The organism is Devosia sp. MC532, from assembly GCF_016461625.1.
In the GTDB taxonomy this organism is placed as follows: domain Bacteria; phylum Pseudomonadota; class Alphaproteobacteria; order Rhizobiales; family Devosiaceae; genus Devosia.
Genome location: NZ_JAEMNZ010000011.1, coordinates 16,885 through 37,477, shown reverse-complemented (window position 1 = coordinate 37,477; position 20,593 = coordinate 16,885). Strand labels below are relative to the sequence as shown.

Annotated in this window: 15 protein-coding genes and 1 tRNA gene; 7 read left to right on the top strand and 9 right to left on the bottom strand. The window is 55.9% G+C overall.

Annotation, left to right across the window (positions count from 1 at the left end):
• Positions 1-10: 10 nt before the first annotated feature.
• Positions 11-1,042, bottom strand: coding sequence for a D-xylose ABC transporter substrate-binding protein (gene xylF, locus JHC09_RS13715; RefSeq protein WP_199532402.1), 1,032 nt, complete (start codon positions 1,040-1,042; stop codon positions 11-13).
• A gap of 220 nt (positions 1,043-1,262) precedes the next feature.
• On the opposite strand from xylF, the gene JHC09_RS13710 reads away from it, so the two are divergent.
• Together JHC09_RS13710 and JHC09_RS13705 are read left to right on the top strand one after the other, a co-directional pair.
• Positions 1,263-2,504, top strand: coding sequence for an ROK family protein (locus JHC09_RS13710; RefSeq protein ID WP_199532400.1), 1,242 nt, complete (start codon positions 1,263-1,265; stop codon positions 2,502-2,504).
• Positions 2,505-2,568: 64 nt separating this feature from the next.
• Entirely contained in the window at positions 2,569-3,996 is a 1,428-nt protein-coding gene (locus tag JHC09_RS13705) for a mannose-1-phosphate guanylyltransferase/mannose-6-phosphate isomerase (protein ID WP_199532398.1), read from the top strand.
• Positions 3,997-4,028: 32 nt separating this feature from the next.
• On the opposite strand, the gene cysN is transcribed toward JHC09_RS13705, so the two are convergent.
• Entirely contained in the window at positions 4,029-5,915 is a 1,887-nt protein-coding gene (gene cysN, locus JHC09_RS13700) for a sulfate adenylyltransferase subunit CysN (protein ID WP_199532396.1), read from the bottom strand.
• Complete coding sequence (gene cysD, locus JHC09_RS13695; protein WP_199532394.1) at positions 5,915-6,823, bottom strand: sulfate adenylyltransferase subunit CysD; 909 nt, start codon at positions 6,821-6,823, stop codon at positions 5,915-5,917. The genes cysN and cysD overlap by 1 nt, the downstream gene beginning before the upstream one ends.
• Positions 6,824-7,130: 307 nt before the next feature.
• On the opposite strand from cysD, the gene JHC09_RS13690 reads away from it, so the two are divergent.
• Positions 7,131-7,206: transfer RNA gene (locus JHC09_RS13690), tRNA-Thr, on the top strand.
• Positions 7,207-7,424: 218 nt separating this feature from the next.
• Here the strand turns inward: JHC09_RS13690 and JHC09_RS13685 are convergent.
• Both JHC09_RS13685 and JHC09_RS13680 read right to left on the bottom strand, forming a co-directional pair.
• Positions 7,425-9,755, bottom strand: a complete 2,331-nt coding sequence (locus tag JHC09_RS13685; RefSeq protein WP_199532388.1) for an EAL domain-containing protein — start codon at positions 9,753-9,755, stop codon at positions 7,425-7,427.
• A 32-nt stretch (positions 9,756-9,787) separates the two neighbouring features.
• The gene (locus tag JHC09_RS13680) at positions 9,788-10,261 is read right to left on the bottom strand and encodes an oxidoreductase (RefSeq protein WP_199532386.1); all 474 of its coding nucleotides are present in this window, start codon (positions 10,259-10,261) and stop codon (positions 9,788-9,790) included.
• 356 nt (positions 10,262-10,617) lie between these two features.
• On the opposite strand from JHC09_RS13680, the gene JHC09_RS13675 reads away from it, so the two are divergent.
• The gene (locus JHC09_RS13675) at positions 10,618-12,396 is read left to right on the top strand and encodes a Wzz/FepE/Etk N-terminal domain-containing protein (protein WP_199532384.1); all 1,779 of its coding nucleotides are present in this window, start codon (positions 10,618-10,620) and stop codon (positions 12,394-12,396) included.
• Between the two features lie 124 nt (positions 12,397-12,520).
• The gene (locus tag JHC09_RS13670; RefSeq protein WP_248305947.1) at positions 12,521-13,297 is read left to right on the top strand and encodes an NAD kinase; all 777 of its coding nucleotides are present in this window, start codon (positions 12,521-12,523) and stop codon (positions 13,295-13,297) included.
• Here the strand turns inward: JHC09_RS13670 and JHC09_RS13665 are convergent.
• The 3 genes from JHC09_RS13665 to JHC09_RS13655 form a co-directional block, all read right to left on the bottom strand.
• A complete protein-coding gene (locus JHC09_RS13665; RefSeq protein ID WP_199532382.1) occupies positions 13,294-14,490 on the bottom strand; it encodes a DUF2336 domain-containing protein in 1,197 nt (398 codons plus the stop codon). The two genes, JHC09_RS13670 and JHC09_RS13665, sit on opposite strands and share 4 nt — an antisense overlap.
• Before the next feature lie 119 nt (positions 14,491-14,609).
• Positions 14,610-15,410 carry a transglycosylase SLT domain-containing protein gene (locus JHC09_RS13660; RefSeq protein WP_199532381.1) on the bottom strand — a complete coding sequence of 267 codons (801 nt, stop codon included), beginning with the start codon at positions 15,408-15,410 and terminating at the stop codon, positions 14,610-14,612.
• Between the two features lie 100 nt (positions 15,411-15,510).
• Entirely contained in the window at positions 15,511-16,089 is a 579-nt protein-coding gene (locus JHC09_RS13655) for a nitroreductase (protein WP_199532378.1), read from the bottom strand.
• Positions 16,090-16,276: 187 nt separating this feature from the next.
• Here JHC09_RS13655 and JHC09_RS13650 point away from each other — a divergent pair, with 187 nt between their 5' ends.
• Together JHC09_RS13650 and JHC09_RS13645 are read left to right on the top strand one after the other, a co-directional pair.
• Positions 16,277-17,248 (top strand): hypothetical protein, encoded by a 972-nt coding sequence (locus tag JHC09_RS13650; protein WP_199532376.1) that lies wholly within the window; start codon positions 16,277-16,279, stop codon positions 17,246-17,248.
• A 102-nt stretch (positions 17,249-17,350) separates the two neighbouring features.
• The gene (locus JHC09_RS13645; protein ID WP_199532374.1) at positions 17,351-19,120 is read left to right on the top strand and encodes a hypothetical protein; all 1,770 of its coding nucleotides are present in this window, start codon (positions 17,351-17,353) and stop codon (positions 19,118-19,120) included.
• 38 nt (positions 19,121-19,158) lie between these two features.
• On the opposite strand, the gene JHC09_RS13640 is transcribed toward JHC09_RS13645, so the two are convergent.
• The gene (locus JHC09_RS13640) at positions 19,159-20,568 is read right to left on the bottom strand and encodes a phosphomannomutase (protein WP_199532372.1); all 1,410 of its coding nucleotides are present in this window, start codon (positions 20,566-20,568) and stop codon (positions 19,159-19,161) included.
• Positions 20,569-20,593 lie beyond the last annotated feature (25 nt).

The following is a 20,593-nucleotide window of genomic DNA, read 5'->3' as shown; positions in this document are numbered from 1 at the left end:
TGTCAGCAGATCAGCACGCAGCTACCGAACCGGCAGTCACACCCTGACAAACGACGTCCTTAGAGACCCAGCCAGCGTCGATCACAACGTTGAGATTGTCCTTGGTGATGGCGACCGGCGCGATGAAGAACGCGTTCATTTCGACGCCCTTCGGACCGCCGGAGAACGGCACAACGCCAGTCACTTCATTCAGGGCCTTGCCGCCAGCCAACTCGAGCGCCACTTCAGCGGCTTTTTTGCCCAGCTCACGTGCGTCTTTCCAAACCGAAACGGTCTGAGTGCCGAGCGCGATACGATTGAGCGCAGCATGATCGCCGTCCTGCCCGGACACTGGCACAGAACCAGCGAGACCCTGCGCAGCCAAAGCTGCAATAGCGCCACCGGCGGTACCGTCGTTCGAGGCGACAACAGCGTCGACTTCGTTGTTATTGGCGGTCAGGAACTGTTCCATGTTCGCCTGAGCAACTTCTGGGTTCCAGTTGTCGGTATAGGCTTCGCCAACGTTCTTGATCTTGCCAGCGTCGATACCGGCCTTGAGCACTTCCATCTGGCCTTCGAACAGGAAGTCCGCGTTGGGGTCAGCCGAATTGCCCTTGATGAAGACAAAATTGCCTTCCGCAACAACAGCGGCAACACCTGAAGCCTGCAGGCGCCCCACTTCCTTGTTATCGAAGGTGAGGTAGAAAGCGTCTGGATTTTCGACCAAACGGTCATAACCAACAACCGGAATACCTTCCGCCACAGCTGCAGCCACCGCAGGACCAACAGCTTCGCTGTCCTGAGCCAAAACGATGATTGCGTCTGCGCCTTGGCTGATCAGGCTTTCGATGTCAGTGAGCTGCTTCGAAGCCGACGACTGCGCGTCAGCAGAGATGTACTTCGCACCAGCGGCATCCAAGATACCTTTGATAGCGGCTTCGTCGGTTTTCCAGCGTTCTTCTTGGAAGTTATTCCAAGACACGCCGACAGTGATCTGATCCTGCGCAATGGCCGGTCCGGCAAGCACAGTTGATGCAAGCAAAATTGCTGCAAACTTGTTCATATCTGTCCTCCCAATGGGCAGTTTTCTGCCCGTCTGCAGGCTGGCGGCATAACCCCAACCAGGCGCCGCTCCCTGCGCCATGAGCAATATTTTTACTGCTCGAAAAAACCTGTCGCATGCGACAACGTGACGTGTCAATCTGGAATCGGAGGACGACACCTTTCCCCGGTCAAACAACGAATCGGGGTATGTCAGAAAGAATAAACAGGGAGAACTGTGCGTGGCGCGGACCGTCAGCGATAGCGATAGCCTGCGTCGACAGAACCGCAGCCTGCTGCTTGGCGCACTGCGCGATCGCGGCCCTCAATCCCGCACGGTCCTAGCGACCACTACTGGCCTCAGCCACGCCAGCGTCACCGCCATCATGCAGGATCTGCTAGCGCAGAAGATTGTTACCGAATTGGTCAGCCCGAGCAGCAATGACAGCCGCTCGCGTGGTCGCCCTTCGACACTAGTCGGTTTTAAGCGCGATGCAGCCTATGGCGCGCTCTTTGAGATTGACGTCAATCGCTGCCGCCTGTCGCTCGTTGACTATAGTGGCGTACTCGTTGATCGGATCGAGACCGAACTTGGCCCCGCCAGTTTCAAGGACGCCCCGCCAGTACAGTTTATCGCAGAACGGTTGGCCGCACTCGAAAAACGCAATCCAAGCGCCTATGCCGCGCTACGCCGGATAGCCATATCGGTCCAAGGTATTCTGGTCCGCGATGGGACTGGACTTAAATGGTCACCGATAAAGCACTTCACTGGCATTGATATCACCACTGAACTCACTGGCTTAACCGGCCTGCCAGTGTCGCTACACAAGCGCGGTAGCCTGCTGGCCGAAGGCACACGTTGGGTTGATGAGCGTCTACAGGACGCAAGCATCGCAACGGTATTCATCGGCTCCACCGTTGCCATGGGGCTCAGCCTAGATCCCCATGCCACAGGACAAAGCAGTAACGGCGCCACCGAGTTCGGCCATATGAACCACAGCCCTGGCGGTGCCCTTTGCCGCTGTGGTGCCCGTGGGTGCATTGAGGCCTATGCCGCCGACTATGGCGTACTGCGCTCGGCTTTCTCGGTCCCCGACACTACGCCCCCGGCCCACTCTGTGCCTACGGCTCAATACGAGGCGCTGATTTCTCGGGCGCAACACGGTGATCGTGAAGCCATACACGCATTTGCCGTCGCCGGTCGCGCCATTGGCTACGGGCTCGCTCGCATGCTTTCCATGCACGACCCTAGCCACATCGTCATCGTCGGCCCGGGCGCACGCGCCTTGCCCTTGATGCAACATGAGATAGAAAACGCCCTACAAAGCGCCCTCGTCTGCCGCATAAATGGCATTCCTGAGCTGATCGTCCACATGGACGAAAAAGAACCCATCTTCCGCGGTCTGCAAATGAAAACGCTCCGCGACATCGATCACCTCGACTTTGCCACACTCTCGACTCCCGATAAAATAGTGGGCAAATAGTTCAGGCTTGCGACTAAAACGAACAAATCACTGCCATAGCGCAGAAAAAACTGAGGCGAAACTGGTGAACCATCCTGTTATTCCTGTCATTCTCGCTGGCGGTCAGGGCACACGTCTATGGCCGATGTCCCGCGCGGCACGCCCAAAGCAGTTTCTGCCGCTCACCGGAGAGAAAAGCCTCTATCAACTCACGCTTGAGCGCGTTGCTCGCCCCGACGTGTACGCAGCGCCGATTGTCATCACCAATAGCGAGTATCGCTTCATCGTGGCCGAGCAGGCCGCGGAATGTGATCAGTCGCTTGCCGCAATTTTGCTCGAACCAGTGGCCCGAAACACAGCTGTCGCTATCGCGAGCGCCGCCGTTTATGCACGACAGAAGTTCGGTGAGGATGCAATCCTTCACATTCTGGCATCAGATCACGACATCGACGCATCGGCCGACTACTATAGCGCCGTGACGCGCGCGGCCAATGCTGCGCGTGCGGGCAAGCTCGTCACCTTTGGCATTGCCCCCACACATCCTGAAGCGGGCTATGGCTATATCCAATCAGCAGCGAGTGTCGGTGCGGAAGCGCAGCCGGTTGACCGCTTTGTTGAAAAGCCAAACCTAGATCGTGCAACGGTAATGCTGGCAACAGGCGGATATCTTTGGAACTCCGGAATGTTCATGCTGGCCGCTCAAGCAATCCTTGAGGAGTGTGAAGCGCTAGCTCCTGAGACCTATAGAGCGGCCACAGACGCCGTGGCTTCTGCCAAGAGCGATCTCGATTTTGTTCGTCTCGATGAGGCTAGCTTCGCCCAAGCGCCGAACATTTCCATAGACTACGCTATCTTCGAGAAAACCAAAAAAGCGGCGGTCATAGCCGTAGATTTCGCATGGTCAGATCTCGGCAGCTGGGACGCCGTCTGGAAGAACAGTTCTCGTGACGCGTCTGGAAACCTTGTGCAAGGAAAAGCGACGCTCGAAAACGTATCGCAGTCCCTCGTTATTTCCGACCACGCCCACGTTGCGGTCAACGGCCTCGACAATGTCGCTGTAATCGCGACAAACGACGCCGTCTATGTCGGAAAACTATCCGAGGCGCAAAAGGTCGGCGACATCGTTAAACGCCTCCGCAAGGACGAGGCCACTGCTCCGCTCACTGAAATCCACCGAACGGCATACCGGCCTTGGGGTGGATATTCGTCGATCCTTAGCGGCGACCGTTTCCAAGTGAAGCGCCTGTTCGTTAAGCCGGGTAAAAAGCTGAGCTTGCAGAAGCATCACCACCGCGCTGAACATTGGATTGTGGTGCGCGGAACTGCGCTCGTCACCATCGACGGCACAGTCACGGAAATTTCGGAAAACCAGTCGATCTACTTGCCCCTCGGTTGCGTCCATCGCCTGGCGAACCCCGGCAAGATTCTATTGGAGTTGATCGAAGTTCAAACGGGCTCTTATTTAGGCGAGGATGACATCATCCGCCTCGAAGACGAATTCGGTCGTAGCTAAAAATAAGGGGCGCCCAGGAGGTGCCCCTTATTTTAGAGCTTGAGGAAGCTGTGAAGCTGATCCGCCAGCTCGACTGTCTCCCCTTCCGCTCCGTGCAATACCAATTCTGGCTGCCTCGGCACTTCAAATGGCGAGTCTATGCCGGTAAAATTCTTGATCTCCCCAGCCCGCGCCTTCTTGTAGAGACCCTTCGGGTCCCGTGCCTCACAGACCTCAATCGGCGTATCGACATAGACTTCGGTAAACTCGATATCGCCCGCTATCTCACGCGCCAACCGCCGTTCATTCTCAAAGGGTGAGATAAACGACACGAGTACAATCAGCCCGGCGTCCGCCATAAGCTTAGCCACTTCCGACACACGTCGGATGTTTTCTACTCGCGCCGCCTCAGTGAACCCAAGGTCCTTGTTGAGCCCGTGGCGAACATTGTCACCGTCCAAGATATAGGCGTGTCGGCCTTCGGCCGTCAGGCGTTTCTCCAGCAAATTGGCAATGGACGACTTTCCAGAGCCGGATAGCCCGGTGAACCAGATGATCCGCGGCTCCTGGCCCTTTAGACGCGCCCGCACCTCCCGGTTAACGTCAAAACTTTGATACGTCAGGTTTTGGGCTCGGCGAAGGCCAAAGTCGATCGTCCCCGCGGCCAGCGTCGCATTGCTCAAACGATCAATCAGAATAAACCCGCCCGTCACCGCGTTGGTCCCATACGGATCAAACGCAATCGCCTTATCCGTCGCCAACGTCACCGTCGCGACTTCGTTGAGATCAACCTTGGTCGCTGCGGCATGCTCCAGCGTATTGACGTTGGTGCGGTATTTTATGTCGGTAATCGTCGCAGGGACCAGCTGCCCACCGATTTTCAGCAAATAGGAACGCCCCGAAAAAGCGGGTTCTTCATGCATCCAGACCAGCCGCGCCTGAAACTGATTAGAAAACTCCGGTGTTTCCCCGGGCCGAGACAAGACCTCGCCACGCGACACCTCTACTTCACGATCCAGCACCAGGGTCACCGCCTGTCCGGCGCCTGCCTGAGACAGGTCGCCATCCATAGTGACAATCCGGTTGATTACTGCTGGTTTACGCGATGAGGCCACCAAAACCTCATCGCCTACCGCGATACTGCCCGTCGCTATCGTGCCGGAGAACCCGCGAAAGTCGAGATTAGGCCGGTTCACCCATTGGACGGGAAATCGAAACTCGTCCGCACTCCGGTCCGACGAAACATTAATCGCCTCCAGATACGGCACCAGCGGCAGGCCCGAATACCAAGGCGTCTGCCCACTCGGGGCCACGATATTATCCCCACGCAGCGCCGAAACAGGAATTGCCGCAAGCGTCTTGAAGCCGAGCGTTTCGGCGAAGGCCGCATACTCTGCAACAATCCGATCAAACACCCCTTGGTCGTAATCAACCAAGTCGATCTTATTGACCACAAGCACCACGTGCTTCACGCCGATGAGCGAGAGAATAAAACTATGGCGGCGCGTCTGAGTCAGCACGCCCTTGCGCGCATCGATCAGCACCAGCGCCAGATCCGCGTTCGAAGCCCCCGTCGCCATATTGCGGGTATATTGTTCGTGCCCCGGCGTATCGGCGACAATGAACTTGCGCTTGTCGGTCGAGAAAAACCGATAGGCCACGTCAATAGTAATGCCTTGCTCCCGCTCGGCACTCAGCCCATCGACCAGCAGCGAAAAATCAATTCCCTCATCACCAACGCTGCGATTGCGCGACTCTTTCTTTAAGCTCGCCAACTGATCGTCCAAGATCTGCTGGCTGTCATAGAGCAACCGCCCAATCAGTGTCGATTTACCGTCATCAACGCTCCCACAGGTGAGGAAGCGCAGCAGCGACTTTTCCTTCTGCTGACCGAGCCAGATATCGAGATCATTCTCCGCAAGAGCCATAACCGCAGACATCAGAAGTACCCTTCCTGCTTTTTCTTCTCCATCGACCCCACAGAGTCGCTGTCGATCAGCCGACCTTCACGCTCCGATGTCCGGCTTGCTTGCATTTCCATGATGATGCTGGGGAGGTCGGAAGCCGAAGATCGAATTGCGCCGGTGAGCGGATAGCAACCGAGCGTCCGGAACCGCACCACTTCTTCTTTCGGCGTCTCACCAGGCAACAATGGCAGACGCTCATCATCGACCATGATCAGCGTTCCGGAGCGTTCCACCACTGGTCGCGGCTTGGCAAAATAAAGCGGCACGATCGGAATGTTCTCAGCGTAGATATAGGTCCACACGTCCAATTCGGTCCAATTGGAGATGGGGAAGACGCGCATGCTCTCACCGGGATTGAGCCGCGTATTAAACGTCCGCCACAGCTCCGGTCGCTGGTTCTTCGGATCCCAAGCATGGGAAGCATTTCGATGCGAGAACACACGCTCCTTGGCCCGCGATTTTTCTTCATCGCGCCGCGCCCCGCCAATCGCCGCATCATACTGCCCGGCAGTGAGCGCCTGACGCAGCGCCGCGGTTTTCATAATGTCAGTGTAGCGCGACGAACCGTGATCGAAGGGATTGATCCCATCCCGGACGCCATCATGATTGGTGTGGCGGATGAGATCAAAGCCATGGTCCTCAGCCGTCTGATCTCGAAACGCGATCATTTCGCGGAATTTGAAAGTCGTATCGACGTGTAGGAGCGGGAAAGGAATCTTGCTTGGATAGAAAGCCTTGCGCGCCAAATGCAGCAGCACGCTAGAATCCTTTCCGATGGAATACATCATCACGGGACGCTCAAAGCTCGCCGCAACCTCCCGCAGGATCTCAATACTTTCGGCTTCCAAGGCCTGCAGATGGGTTAGTCGTGTCGTCGTCACGTCGCATCCACTCCAAACTAATTACTGCCCACTCCAAGGCAGTAAACTTGGCCGGAAACTAGTGCCGAAACACCTCCATAGACAAGCCATCAACTCGCCCAAACCCTTTCATTACAATGAGTTGGAGCAAATTTGTGCAACACTTACTCAAGCCACAACAATCCAGTGCGGACGGCGCCACAGTTAGATTACTCTTGATGCGCGATAGGCCCGGCGAACGAAAAAAAAGTTCTACCCAGCAAAAACGAGGACAATGCGCACATGCTATTGCCCTCACCAAAGCGAGGTGCTAATTCGCTGCCTGTGTGCCGGTATAGCTCAGTTGGTAGAGCACCTGATTTGTAATCAGGGGGTCACGGGTTCGAACCCTGTTGCCGGCACCAGTTAATCTCCCCAAAGCAAAACCCAATGCCCGGTATCCACTCGCAGTCTCATAGACTCGCGACGCGATGGTACCTGGCTCCAGTAGGCCACTCGGCGGGGGGCACAGCTGCGCGTAACGCCGCTGCCTCCGTCGCAAGTGCGGACGCAGGCCTGACCACGCACAGACCCCCACATGCTTTGCGTGAGACGCGTCGCACCGCTTTTGATATTTCGCAGCCTACGCGGGCCTCGGGAATGCTGTTATCCGCGAAGCAGTATCAGTCTCAGGTACCTCAATCAGCGCAACGAAGTCAGTGAATGGCACAGGTCGGCTGAAATAATAGCCCTGCGCTTCAATGAAACCGGCATTGGTAATAATCTCGAGCTGAGCTGCGGTTTCCACGCCTTCAGCTGTCGTCTTCATCCCTAGATTCTTCCCCAAGCTCGCGATGGACTGCAAAATTGGAAGACTGTCCGGCCAGCGATCGACATCTCGCACAAAACTTTGGTCGATCTTGATCTTATCAAATGGGAAGCGCTGTAGATAACTCAGCGACGAATATCCCGTCCCAAAGTCGTCTAGGGCAATCGTCAGGCCCAAACTCTTGAGTTGGCGCAGCGCCTCGAGATTTGCGTCATTCTTCTGCAGCAATACAGATTCAGTGATTTCAAGCTCAAGACGTGATGGATTGAGCCCGCTCTGGACAAGGGCAGCAGCAACGCTCTTGACGAGATTGCTGTCCCGGAACTGCATAGGCGAGAGATTCACGGACACGCTAATGTCGTCAGGCCATTGAAGCGCATCGCGACACGCGCGCTGCAAGACCCACTCGCCAAGCTTATTGATGAAACCGGTCTCTTCGGCAATGTGAATGAACTCGCCCGGAGGCACGAGGCCCCTCTCCGGGTGACGCCAGCGCAGCAATGCTTCACCAGCAACGATCTTGCCCGTCTTTAGCAGAACTAGTGGCTGATAGTGGACCTCGAATTGTCCAAGCTCGATCCCCTGACGCATGTCGATGTCGAGGTTGCGCCTATGTTGCAGATCCTCAAGCATCCGCATCGAGAAGAAGCGATAGGCTGCACGCCCTTCTGCTTTGACATTATAGAGCGCCAAATCGGCGTTCTTCATAAGAGTATCTGGATGCAGGTCGGTGTCGAATGCGAGTGCAATGCCGATGCTGGTGCTCACAGACACTTCGTGCCCAAAAATGAGGTAAGGCTCACCAATGACGGTCAGCAGCCGCGCCGCCAGGCGCCGGCAACTCTCTTCGGCATCGCCCTTACTGACATGCAAAATGGCAAATTCGTCGCCACCTAGGCGCGCAACGATGTCACGAGGATCGACCGTGGACATAATCCGAGCAGCAACATCGCGCAGCAGCTCGTCGCCAACCTGGTGCCCAAGCGTATCGTTAACCTCTTTGAAGCGATCGAGATCCAAGTACAGCACAGCCAAACCGCGGCCCGCGTCCTTGTTTTGCCGCAGAGCTTGCGCAGTGCGCTCCCAGAAATAGAGGCGATTGGCCATGCCTGTCAGTGCATCGTGCCGTGCCATCTGGACGACGCGATCCTGCGCGCGTTGGCGCTCGGTAATATCCTCAAATGTACAGACCCAGCCACCCTCAATGGTCTTTTCGCGCGAGACGCGAAGCACAACACCATTCGGCATATGCTGAACCCGGCTACTGAGAATGGTGATGTCGTCGCTGCTTTCGCCGTCTGCCGCCGTATCGGCAAATATGTCGCCGCCCGATAAATGACCCTCCAGAGCGTCGCTGATATGGGTCCCTTCCCAGTCGCGTGAAGCATCGAGCGAAAAGAGCTCGAGAAAACGAGCGTTATAGACAATCAGAGTGTCTTCATGATCGAGCAGACACAGCCCCACTGACATCGCCTGTAGCGCAGCATCAAAACGAGCGTTTTGGATGACAAGCGATTGCTCTTTCTGACGCAACACATCCTGCGCGCGACCCAAGAGCCGATTGTGGAACAGCAACATGCCAACGAGCAAGCAGCCGCCTCCAATCAAGCCGAATGCTACGCCTGTGAATGCCCATTGAAGATCGAATAGGGCGCGCCGATCACGATTGAGATTTGCAGAGTTCCACGTGTTTGCATCGACGGACAGCCGCGCCAATTTTGGAAATATTGGCTCCAGTACACTCAGGATTTCAGCAGGTTTTCCTGGCTCCCCGAGGTCATCCAGCATTGGCTCAACCTGAACCAATGCCGCCCCGAGCTCTTGCAATGTCGCGACGCTCAGTGGTGACTGACCGAGAAATACGGAGGCTTCCCTTCCGTTGAGGGTACTTAACCGACTGACGACAATGTCAAACCTTAGGCGGACTTCATTCTCGTCTACTCCAGGCAATCCAGCCGCATACCCGCTCACCCTATGCTCTAGGCGAGAAAATTCGCTTGGAGCTTGCGTAAACATCCACGTGACGTTCCAGAGACCGGCTTGGTCCAGCGCAGCATATCGATCATACAGAAGGAACGAAATGTAACTGGCGGCAGTCACAAAACCGACGACCAGAACCGCCAATATTATCCGCAATGGGTGCATTTTACGTCCCGTGCCCTTTCATGAGCGTCAGGCTACGGGATGGCAATGGCCTTCACCTGCCACACGGCCCGTCCGTGATAGGGTTGCTGGCGCAATTCCGGATTTTCATCAAAGGGATAGACGATGAAGAACGGTCCCTTATCTGATACTGGCATATATTCGCCATCCCTTTTGATGGCTAGGATCGGACCGAACTCGGCAAAATCACTTGTGGGAATGTCCACGCTGTAATCGTTTAGAGCTGTCACAATAGCCATGGCGCCATCGGCCGCACTCACTTCGAGAAGATGGCTCAGCGCCACACCCTCGTAATGGACAACGCCTTCAGTCCACGGGCTTGTCGTGTTGATCTCCGTCTGAGGCATAGCCTCTAGCGCATCGCGATCATACACGACTGTTGTGGAACCAGCAGACAGCGTGAGAGTTGGTAGATCAGTGGCTAACGCCGGCTGAAGGCTCAGAGCACCAGCTACAAGAATTTGTAAAATTACAGTTCTGCGTCGCATCGCGTTCATCCCGTATGGGCTGGAATTTATGACATCCAATTTTTCACAGAAGTCTCTGAGCACTCTTACGTTTAAACACGTAATACGATCAATCCTCGGCTCTTGATAATATCAGCACACTGAAAAACCGCGGACCATTTCTAAGCGAGCAAGAACCGCAAACTTCTAAAAATTCTTGATAACGATCTTGCACCCTACGCGATCAACGCGCCACCCAGAAAAAGGTGGCAGTCAGGCGCAAATAATTGATGCGCTATAAATTATTCCCAACTCCGGCCACCGCAGCTGGAAATCCCATATCCAAAACAATTTCCACTTGATAATATAAAACACGGAGAGCAACAAAGAAGGTCCAAATGGAACGAGCCGAAATAGATATTCGGCAAATACTATCATCAATACACCGAAGATCACTCCTAATTACAGGAGTGGCAATTCTATTTACTACAATCGCCACAACCTACCTACTCCTATCCACGCCGACATACACTGCCACAGCGCTTATCCTATTCGATCCGAGCGACAAAAATTTATTAGATCCAATCTCGATCTCAGACGCGGGTGGCGAAGCCAGTGCAAGGATCGATAGTGAAGTCGAATTCATCCGGTCAGACGCCGTACTCCTCGAAACAATCCGACGGACACCAATAGGGGCAATGTTAGCGGATACTCCGGCCTCAGCAGGACTGGCGCAAAGGGCGCTCGCGACTCTGGGCCTGGTGAGCCACACCAAACCAAGCACCGCAGAAGCATTGCATAGCGCGCTCACAAAAATGCGCACATCAACCACTGTGAAACGACGTGGCGAGACCTACATCATTGCCATTACGGCGCATTCTGCCAGTCCCGAGCGTGCTGCAAATGTCGCCAATAGCCTTGCCGAAACTTATATCGGCGCGCAGCTTCGCCACAAGATTTCCAACCTCGAAAATCATCGGGCGATCCTTGCTCGCCACATAGAAGATGCAAAAATCGATATCGCCGATGCAGCTGCTGAGCGAGATCGCAGCTTCGAGATGAGCCAGCCCCTACCCGCCCACCAAGCAAACCAAGCAGCATTTCATCGCCCCATTTTCAGGCCAGACATCGTTGAGAGCCAAAACGAGCTCTTACGCAATGCCGATGTCGCCACCGCACAATACCATTCACTTCTCGAGCGGTTGCGGGATCTAACCGCACAAACCGATCTCCAAGTAGCGGACAGCCAAATCATATCGGCAGCCATTGTGCCGCTCTACCCTTCCAGCCCAAATTACGGCCTTACACTCACTCTATCGGCGATAGCAGGCCTGATGGCCGGTATCGCACTGGCACTGCTATATGAGCACCTGATCGGTGGCTTTATGACCGACGAGCAAATGGCCAGCGCGCTTAAACTGGACGAGGCCAGCGTGTTGCCCCGTGCCCGATCTCGAACAGACGCAGATTCTGTTGCAGAATTGATCGTCGATGACCCGAGTTCTGCCTACTCCGAAGCCGTACGCAGATTGCGGGCCTCAATCGGCTTCGCAGTCTCACCATCAAAGTCTGTAACCGATGGTGGCTTGGTCATTATGGTGTGCTCGACAACCATTGGTGAGGGAAAGACCACGTTGGCTGTTGCGCTAGCGCGGTGTTTTGCTCGTTCCGGCGCCAGTACCCTACTGATCGATGGGGATCTCCGTGATCCCGGCGTTCATCGCAACCTCAAAATCGGGCCGTCGCTGGCTCTTGTCGACCACCTTGTTAGGCCAATCACTGACACAAATTTCGACACCCTCGTCACAACGGATCCTTTGAGCCCGCTCAGGGTCGTCGTCGGGGCAGAAAGGGAAGACATTTCACCGACTGACTTGCTTGGTGGAAGAGGCTTTGAACATTTGATTACAAAGGCGCGCAGCCACTTCGACATCGTCATTATCGACACCGCCGCCATGGGTGAGCTCGCTGATACCCTCTATGTGACGCCCTTAGTTCAAGTCGCGCTGCTCGTTTCCCATTGGGCAACCACGCCTCAGCACACGGTCAAGAAGACACTGCGAGCTCTCCGCAGTGCAGGCAACCTATCGCTGCTCGTCATCCCTGTTCTCGCTCAACAAAAAGAACGCAGGCAAAAGCCTAAGCTTCACTTTCGGCGCTACGGTGCTGAAATCTGATCGAACAGAACACTCGCGGCCTGCTCTTTCAGCAAGTACTGAATTGGGGGAGGTCTACGCCTTGTGCAGGATGGTCCGCCGCACCCTAGCATGCTAGGCAAGAGCGACTTCAATGGAGCCGCACTTGTCCGACCTATCTTTGTCGCGGATATGTTTCGTATCGAACAACACCTCAGCTGCTGATGAAGCCGCTGCAAGGCTACGCCTCGCTTATGGCGCCCATGAACTGGCTGACGCTGACGTCGTTGTTGCTCTCGGCGGCGATGGCTTGATGTTGCAGACATTGCACCAGGTGATGGGCCAGAACATCCCAGTCTATGGCATGAACTTCGGCTCGGTTGGGTTCATGATGAACCCATACAACGAAGAGAACCTTCTCGAACGCCTCAACGACGCGCAGCGGACGCATATCTATCCACTGTCGATGACCGTCACGGATCAGTCCGGCGAGACGCGTTCGGCACTCGCCATCAATGAAGTGTCCCTGTTCCGCTCAACCTACCAAGCCGCGAAGCTGCAGATTTTGGTCGATGGCGAAGTGCGTCTGGAAGAATTGATTTGCGATGGCGCCCTCCTCGCAACGCCGGCCGGGTCCACCGCATATAACCTCTCTGCGCATGGTCCGATCCTGCCCATTGAGGCTCCGCTGCTGGCCCTTACCCCAATCTCGCCGTTCCGCCCACGACGCTGGCGCGGGGCCATTTTGTCGAACCGCGCAGAAGTCACGTTCCTCACGCGTGAAAGCGACAAGCGACCTGTAAGCGCTGTGGCAGACAATGTGGAATTTCATAATGTTGCATCTGTGAGCGTACGCGAAGATCGAACACACGCCGTCGCGTTGATGTTCGATCCCGGCACCAGTCTGGAAGAGCGGGTCCTAACGGAACAGTTCCGCTTCTAGGCCGCCGGCAGCGCAATGCGCTCCTCGGCTGGCGCGGATAGCGCGAACGCACCTATGCGGTGTTCTGCAAAAGCTGAAACCACACCTCGCGCGGCCTGTCGCGCTAAGGTGATATTTTGCTCACTCAGATACCCGAATGCTTCTTCAAGCTCGAATGGGATGTCGTTCGAATATTCGGCCAACAGCTCTTCAGTCAGCGCGGTAACCACATAGTGGCGCGCCGACACATCGTCAGAAAGATCGGTCATGCGGGCGTGTTGAATGAACCGCACCATCAGCCCGACGACAGATGGTGCCAGCCCAGCCCGCGCAAACAGTGCCGCGACCGTTGCACGTCCACCGGAGTTGAGCACGGAGAACACCTTCTCAGTCCGCACGCCTGCCAAATGCCCTATACAATCAGAGAAGAAGAGCACGCGGCCATTGACCAGCGCGTGGAGCAGAGTGCGCGTGTTGAGGTTCTCGCTAACGGCAAGGTCATCCACATAACGCGTGTCGCCGTCATTGGCCTCGCCGATCACTGAAATAGCCGTATCCAGACTGTCGCGAAGAATCTTATTGAGACGCCCACTCGTCAACGAGCCCTTCACGACCCGACAAGACTTCAGCCCCTCAGCCACAGCGCGAATGAGAATTAGTCGCCCTTGTGCCGGCAAGTCTTGTCTCGCCAACAATGCACCGCGGACCTGCGGATCACCAGAATGGCGCATCGCCAACGCCAGAAGCACCTCAGCAGGCGCAGCGACCTCTAACCGCCGCAACAGCAACAAAGAGACTTCGCGCTGTTCGGCCTCTAACATCATTCCCGCTAACCGGGCGCTAATAGACCGACGCTGCGCAATCGCAACCAGGTCAGAAATTTCGCCTCGCCGGATTAACGGAGCAAGATCCGCATCGACTAGAACGGGCGAATACTGCAGCACTGCCCGCGAGATAACCGGGCTATCGCCCAACAACGACAAGATGACAGGACGCGGTGCAGTGTCAGCGTGCAGCAGCCCATAGGCCAATGCCGCCCGAACTTTAACCGATGGATCATCGAGGAAGCCAATCAGGGCCGCATAAAGCGCGGCGTGTTCTTCGGCATGCCCACGATGGTCGAGATAGGCCAAAGCGGCCAGATGAGCGGCATGACCACGCGCATCACTGTCTGCCGATTGACACAGCTCAGCAAAGGCTTGGTATCCGACCATACACTTCCTCCAGCACTAGGAAATGAAAGTACTGTCAGAAGTTTAAGGAAGCGTTCACCATAAACGACGGCAGCGCGGATACTATAAAATACTTATGCGCTTTGCCTGATCGCTAAAACTTACTGGCTGTAGAGCTGCGTGAAGAATGCGGCGTTGCCGTTTCCCTCATCGGTCGTTGCTTCTGGCTCTGTCCGAAACAGGCCAGTGAAAGACATATTCGCCGGAGAAAACCGCGAAGGAACCGCAGGCTCAATCGGTTTCGTTGGCGTGGACGAACTGATCTGCTGTGCTGCAAAACCAGCATTGGGCTCGGCATTATGCTTTGCTACAAGCACCTGATAAACTTCACGAATAGTACGTGGTTTACCTGAGCCGTCATAAAATATCGTTTGGTTGGCATTCGCCTGCTTCGGGAACAGGTTGACCGCAACTTGCTCGGGATTTTGCAATCCTGCCTGGAACATGCGCTCCGCGCCCTGTGCACCCAGAAAATGCGCGATATAGAGTTCGCCAGCGCTAGGCATACGCCCAAACGCGGTCTTCAGAAAATCGCCATTTGAACGCGTGAAGGCTGCGGCCAGATCAGCTGCAATTTGTGGGTTCTCGCGCAAAGCAAGAATCTCGGCTTTCTTCCGGGGATCTCTAACGAAGTAATCGCCATCCGACGTGCGTGTGATTTCGTCGGCGTACCGCTGATAGCCAAGCCGCGGGCCGTCGGTTTTCATCACCTGCAGCCAAGTCCCTTCCAAAAACTGGAATAGACCAACAGCAGACGATGTTGTGGCCTTGGCACTAGGATTGAGACTGCTCTCACGTACTGCGGTCTGCAGCAAGTAGCTGAAATCCACACCGCTTTTTTCCCCCGCAGCAGTAAGCGCGTTGACCAAATTCTGGGGAATTGAAACGGGTTTGATGCCCATTCGATCGCGCGTGTCCTGTGAATCAGCTTTCCCAAGCCTACCACAAGACACACAGCAATATTTCGTTAACTTAAGGACACGCCGCAAAACTGTGCGGGTTTTAGCCCTCGTAATACGAAACGACCGATGTCAAATCCGGACGCGGGCGCTCTTCAGGGGTAACACTCGGCGTTCCGATGTGAACGAAGCCAACAAATTGCTCGCCCTCTTTCGCGCCAAGCATGCTCGCGGCCTCCTGATCGAAGGCAAACCAGCGGGTGATCCACGACGCTGCATAGCCATGGGCATACGCTGCGTGAATGAGATTGAAGGCAACATTCCCCGCAGAGAGCACCTGTTCGAGTTCTGGCACCTTGGGGTGCTCTTGCGGACGCGAGATCACACCAATGGTGAGCGGCGCAGGCAGGAAACGCTTCCGCTCGACGTCCAATGAAGCGTCGTCATAGGTGGGAAAGCGCTTCTGAGCGATCGCAGCCAAACGCTCGCCGACAAGCGCACGGGCCTCACCCGCGTAAACGACCAGCCTCCAAGGCGTGATCTTACCGTGATCAGGGACGCGCGTTGCGATGGTCAGAATAGTCTCCAGCTCAGCTTGGCTTGGGCCAGGTTCATTCAGAAACCCAAGGCCGACCGAACGACGAGTGAGGAGATAATCGCGCAGCGCAGTGTTGACGGCCATGATGGTTCCTTTCCCAATGCTCGTGCAATAGTCCCCCACTGCCTGCGCGCCAAGTCTTTCCTGCGGCAATCTTGGGCAAAGCGCTGCGCCCTGTTCCAAAATGGCTTAGGGTATGACACAGCTTTTCCGCAATGATTGGTTAGAGGCGACCTGAGAGTCGCCTGCCCTGCGTTCCTTGGGAGACCTTATGCGTTTTGCTCCACTCCTAGCGATATTGGCCGTCCTGCTGACTGCCGTTCCAACAGCTATGGCTCCCGTCGCCAGCTATGCCCAAGCTAGCGCCGAAATCCCGCCCCTACCGCGTCCACGCCCGGACCGGAACGCGCAGCCGGAGGAACTGAGCCCCGAGCAGGAACGCGCTGCAGTTGAGGCACAGGCCGCAATTGAAGCTGCGGCCGACATCCCTCAGCCCGTGACGCTTAGCGCTCGGATAATTGAAGGCGGCACCCCGATCACCGAAGGCCTTATCTGGCGCGTTTTTGAGGGCAACCCCGATGAAAGCGGCGAGATGGCATTGGTCGCCAAGGCGGACACCGCCAATGCTCGCATCGAACTCCGTCCCGGCGAATACATGCTTCATGTCGCCTATGGACGTGCTCAATACAGCGAATCCATAACAATCCTGCCCGGTGGTATGCAGAAGGACGTCATTCTGAATGTTGGCGGACTGCGTCTGCATTCTGCCGTTACCGGTGACATCCCCATATCGCCGCAGCTTTTGACATTTGAAATTTACACCACTGGAGACGGCGCCAATCGCGCGCTGATCGCTGACGGTATCCGCGCGAACGAGATCGTCACCCTCAATGCGGGAACCTATCAGATTGTCTCCCATTTCGGCACGATCAACGCCGAAGTGCGTGCAGACCTGCGCGTTGAGCCCGGTCAGATGACAGACGCTACGCTCTACCATCACGCAAGCGAGGTCGGCTTCAAGCTCGTTTCTGAAACAGGTGGCGAGGCTATTGCCGACGTCGAGTGGACCGTTAAAGACGCCACCGGCGCCACGCTCTTTACAGATCGCGGAGCCTTTCCGAGCACCGTTCTCGCTGAGGGAGATTACAGCGTCCTCGCCAAATTAGGCGATCGGGTGTTCAATCGAGATTTCCAGATCATCCCCGGAAACTCGAACGAGATCGAAGTCCTTACCTCGATTTAACTATGCGAAAGAATGCGGCCTCTCAGGCCGCATTTTTGTCTTTAGTGTCATATAGTCCAATCAGAGATAGGATCGAGCTGATCCACTGTGAGGAGATATGGCATGCCCAAGCTGAAAACGGCGCCCAAATATGTGGCCGTTTCCTTAGCAACACTTGCGCTTTGCGTTTCAGTGCAACCCACATTAGCGCAAGACCAGTCCACCGAGACAACGGCACCCACCGACAAGTCCGCCGACACGACCATTGCCCTGACGTCTCTTGTGGCGGTCAACTCCTCCCTAGACGATGACAGCCTTCGTGCGGCAATTAGTGATGCACTCATCGGTCATGAAAACGAGCTGCGTGAGTGGAACGCAGATTCTCTGACGATCCCCGAGATCCTAGTCACAATCGCGCCTAAGACCAAAAAGGCAAAGTCGACCACGATCACCTATAGCGATGTCGTCCTGACCAATGTGCGCGCTGGTACCGCGGAGACGATGACCATTGGCGCGATTGCAACCTCAAACAAGCACGGCGCGATCCAGGTCGACAGCCTAACTTTCGATAATATTAGCCTCGCTAATATCGCCCACACCACCACGCCAAGCGTAGCAGCGGAAGACACATTTTATCCGCTTTACGGCAACTTCAGTATCGCCGGAGCAAGCCTGAATGCCGACGACACCGAATGCGCCATAGGCTCCATATCGGGTGCAGACGTGCAGATGCGCCCAGTAGGAGAAGCCGTCGCCAATTTCATCAAGCATGCCGATAGCGACATTTGGGACGGAAGCGACGATCTAGCGCTATTGGCGCCCCTGCTCACCAGCTACGCGCATCTGGTAACCTCTGTAAAATCCGGCCCGTCGGAAATCGAAGATTTCTACTGCCGCGAAGTGTCCGGTGACGACGAAAACAAGTTCAACGACCGCGTCGATATCGAAACGATTTCGATCGCCGCGATCGAGCCGGGCTTCTCCCCGGCCGTGACGGCACAAAACATTCGCGGCACCTTCGAAGACGAGAACCACCTCTCGATCACTGAAATCTCCTCCAAGCCTTCTGACTTCACCGACATCATCGCAGCGATCGAAGCGGCTCCGCAGCCGATCACCGAAGAATGGATGGACACCAACCAGCGCCTACTGTCGCCGAACTTTGCAGGCCTGTCGTTTACGGGCTTGGAACTCGACTTCGTGGACGACGAACCCTTTAAGCTCACCGTCGCAGATTTCGACCTCACGCTGGCCAATTACATCAACGGAATTCCGTCGAAAGCCGACGTCTCTGCCAACAATATCATCGTCAACATTCCTGAGAACGAGAGCGACGAACTTCTATCGATGATGCTCTTGGCCGGTCTCACCGAAATCAACGGCAGCTTCCGTGTTGCCGGAGAATGGAGCGAAGCGGACGAAGCGATCACCCTTGAAGAGATTTCCTTCGACCTCAAGGATATGGGTTCCGTGAAACTTGATGGCCTGCTCGTCAACGCCTCGCCAACGCTCTTTGACGTCGACTACATCAAGGCACTCGCCGCCAGCCGTGCTCTCGCCCTCAGCACCCTCAATCTCTCCACGGTCGACAACGGCATTGGCGAAGTGGTTCTCGCAGCCGTCAGCGGCGAAATGGGCGCCGACGCCAACGCCATGCGCCCGGTTTACGCGGATTTGGTGAAGGGTACGATTATCGCCTATCTCGCCGACCTCGCAGACGCAGCGGATCTCGGCGATGCTGTCAGCAAATTCGTTGCTGGCACAGCCAAGACGCTGAAAATTGGCATCTCGGCCAGATCAGAAAACGGCATTTCGCTTGAGGAATTTGAAGCGGCGGAAGACGATCCAATGGCCATTCTGGCCAAGATCAACGTCACTGCCAACGCGCAATAAGACAAAAAGGGGCCGGTCAACCGGCCCCTTTTTTTTGGTTACGCTACAGCTTGCGCCGCGATTTGCAGCCCCCACGCAAGCAGTTCGTCTGCCCGCTCTCTCGTCGAACCCTCAACATAAACACGCAGTTCCGGAGCATTCCCCGAGGCCCGGAAATGCACCATGTCGGCAGAACTTGTGCGGAACTGTAGTCCGTCAATATCAGAAAACCCGGAGATACCATGCGGCGCGAAAACCTGCTCCGCATAGGCGCGATCTTCGCCTAGGCGCTTCAGAAACGCGCCGCTCTTCTCGCTGGGCACGTCTTGTAACCGATCGGCAACAGCATGCTGCAATGGCAGATCAGCGACGATTTCTGCCACGGATTGTTTCGCAGCTGCGGCCAACCCAAGCACAGCAAGAATAGGCAGAACGGCATCACGTGTTTCAAGAGGCGCTAAGCGCTTACCGTTCACAAGCACGCCCTGCCCCACAAATGTCCCGCCGTTGGCCTCAAAGCCGATTGCAGGCCCTTCGGCGCCCTCAAGTTCGGCCACCACATAAGGCGAGCCCACTCGCGTCCGAACAACGCTTTCAAACAAGCCTGTCCGCTCAATGGCAGAGTTCGAGGTCACTGGGGTCACAACAGTTTTGGCCGCGCAAAACTTGGCCGTAAGCAGGCCCAAGACGTCACCGCGTACGAACGTGCCGGTATTGTCCATAAGAAGAGGACGATCCCCGTCTCCGTCTGCCGACACAATGGCATCGAGCTCATGTTCATCAAGCCACGCCTTAAGGGGCGCAAAAATGGCGTCGCCAAAGGCTTCCGTATCCACCGGGACAAAGTCGGTCCTGCGTCCAAGGCTCAGCGTTTCCGCCCCATGATGGCGCAAGACCCGGTGGAGAATATCGCGCGCAACTGTCGAGTGTTCATAGACACCCACACGCAGCCCGTTGAGGGCACCTATCGGCAGAATAGGCTCAAACCGAGCAATATAGCGCTCTGTCGCCGCGCCAAACTCATTTGCAGCACCATAGCCAGCGCCGTCGATATCATCGTCCTGCAGCGCCGCGAGAATACCCGCCTCGTCTGCCTTCGAAATCTCGCCGGTCGGAACGTAGAATTTGAGCCCGTTTCGATCCGCCGGAATATGACTACCAGTCACCATGATCGCTGGCGAAGCATCGCTCATCGCATGCAGCGCCAGCGCTGGCGTTGGAACCGCTCCACAATCGACCGGCGTCATCCCCGCAGCGGTGACAGCAGCGGCGCAGTCCGCCAAAATGTCTGGGCTGGACGTGCGGAAGTCGCGCGCCAGATAGACTTTCCCACTCGTCGCAGTCCCCGCCTCTTTGAGGTAACGCAGGAAGGCGGCCGTATACCGCCTTGCAGCATTGCCCTGCAGATCCGTTACCAGCCCCCGTAGCCCACTGGTTCCGAACTTCAAGCTATTGGCTGGCGAGGTCATAGAGAGTTCCTGCTCAAATCAGTTA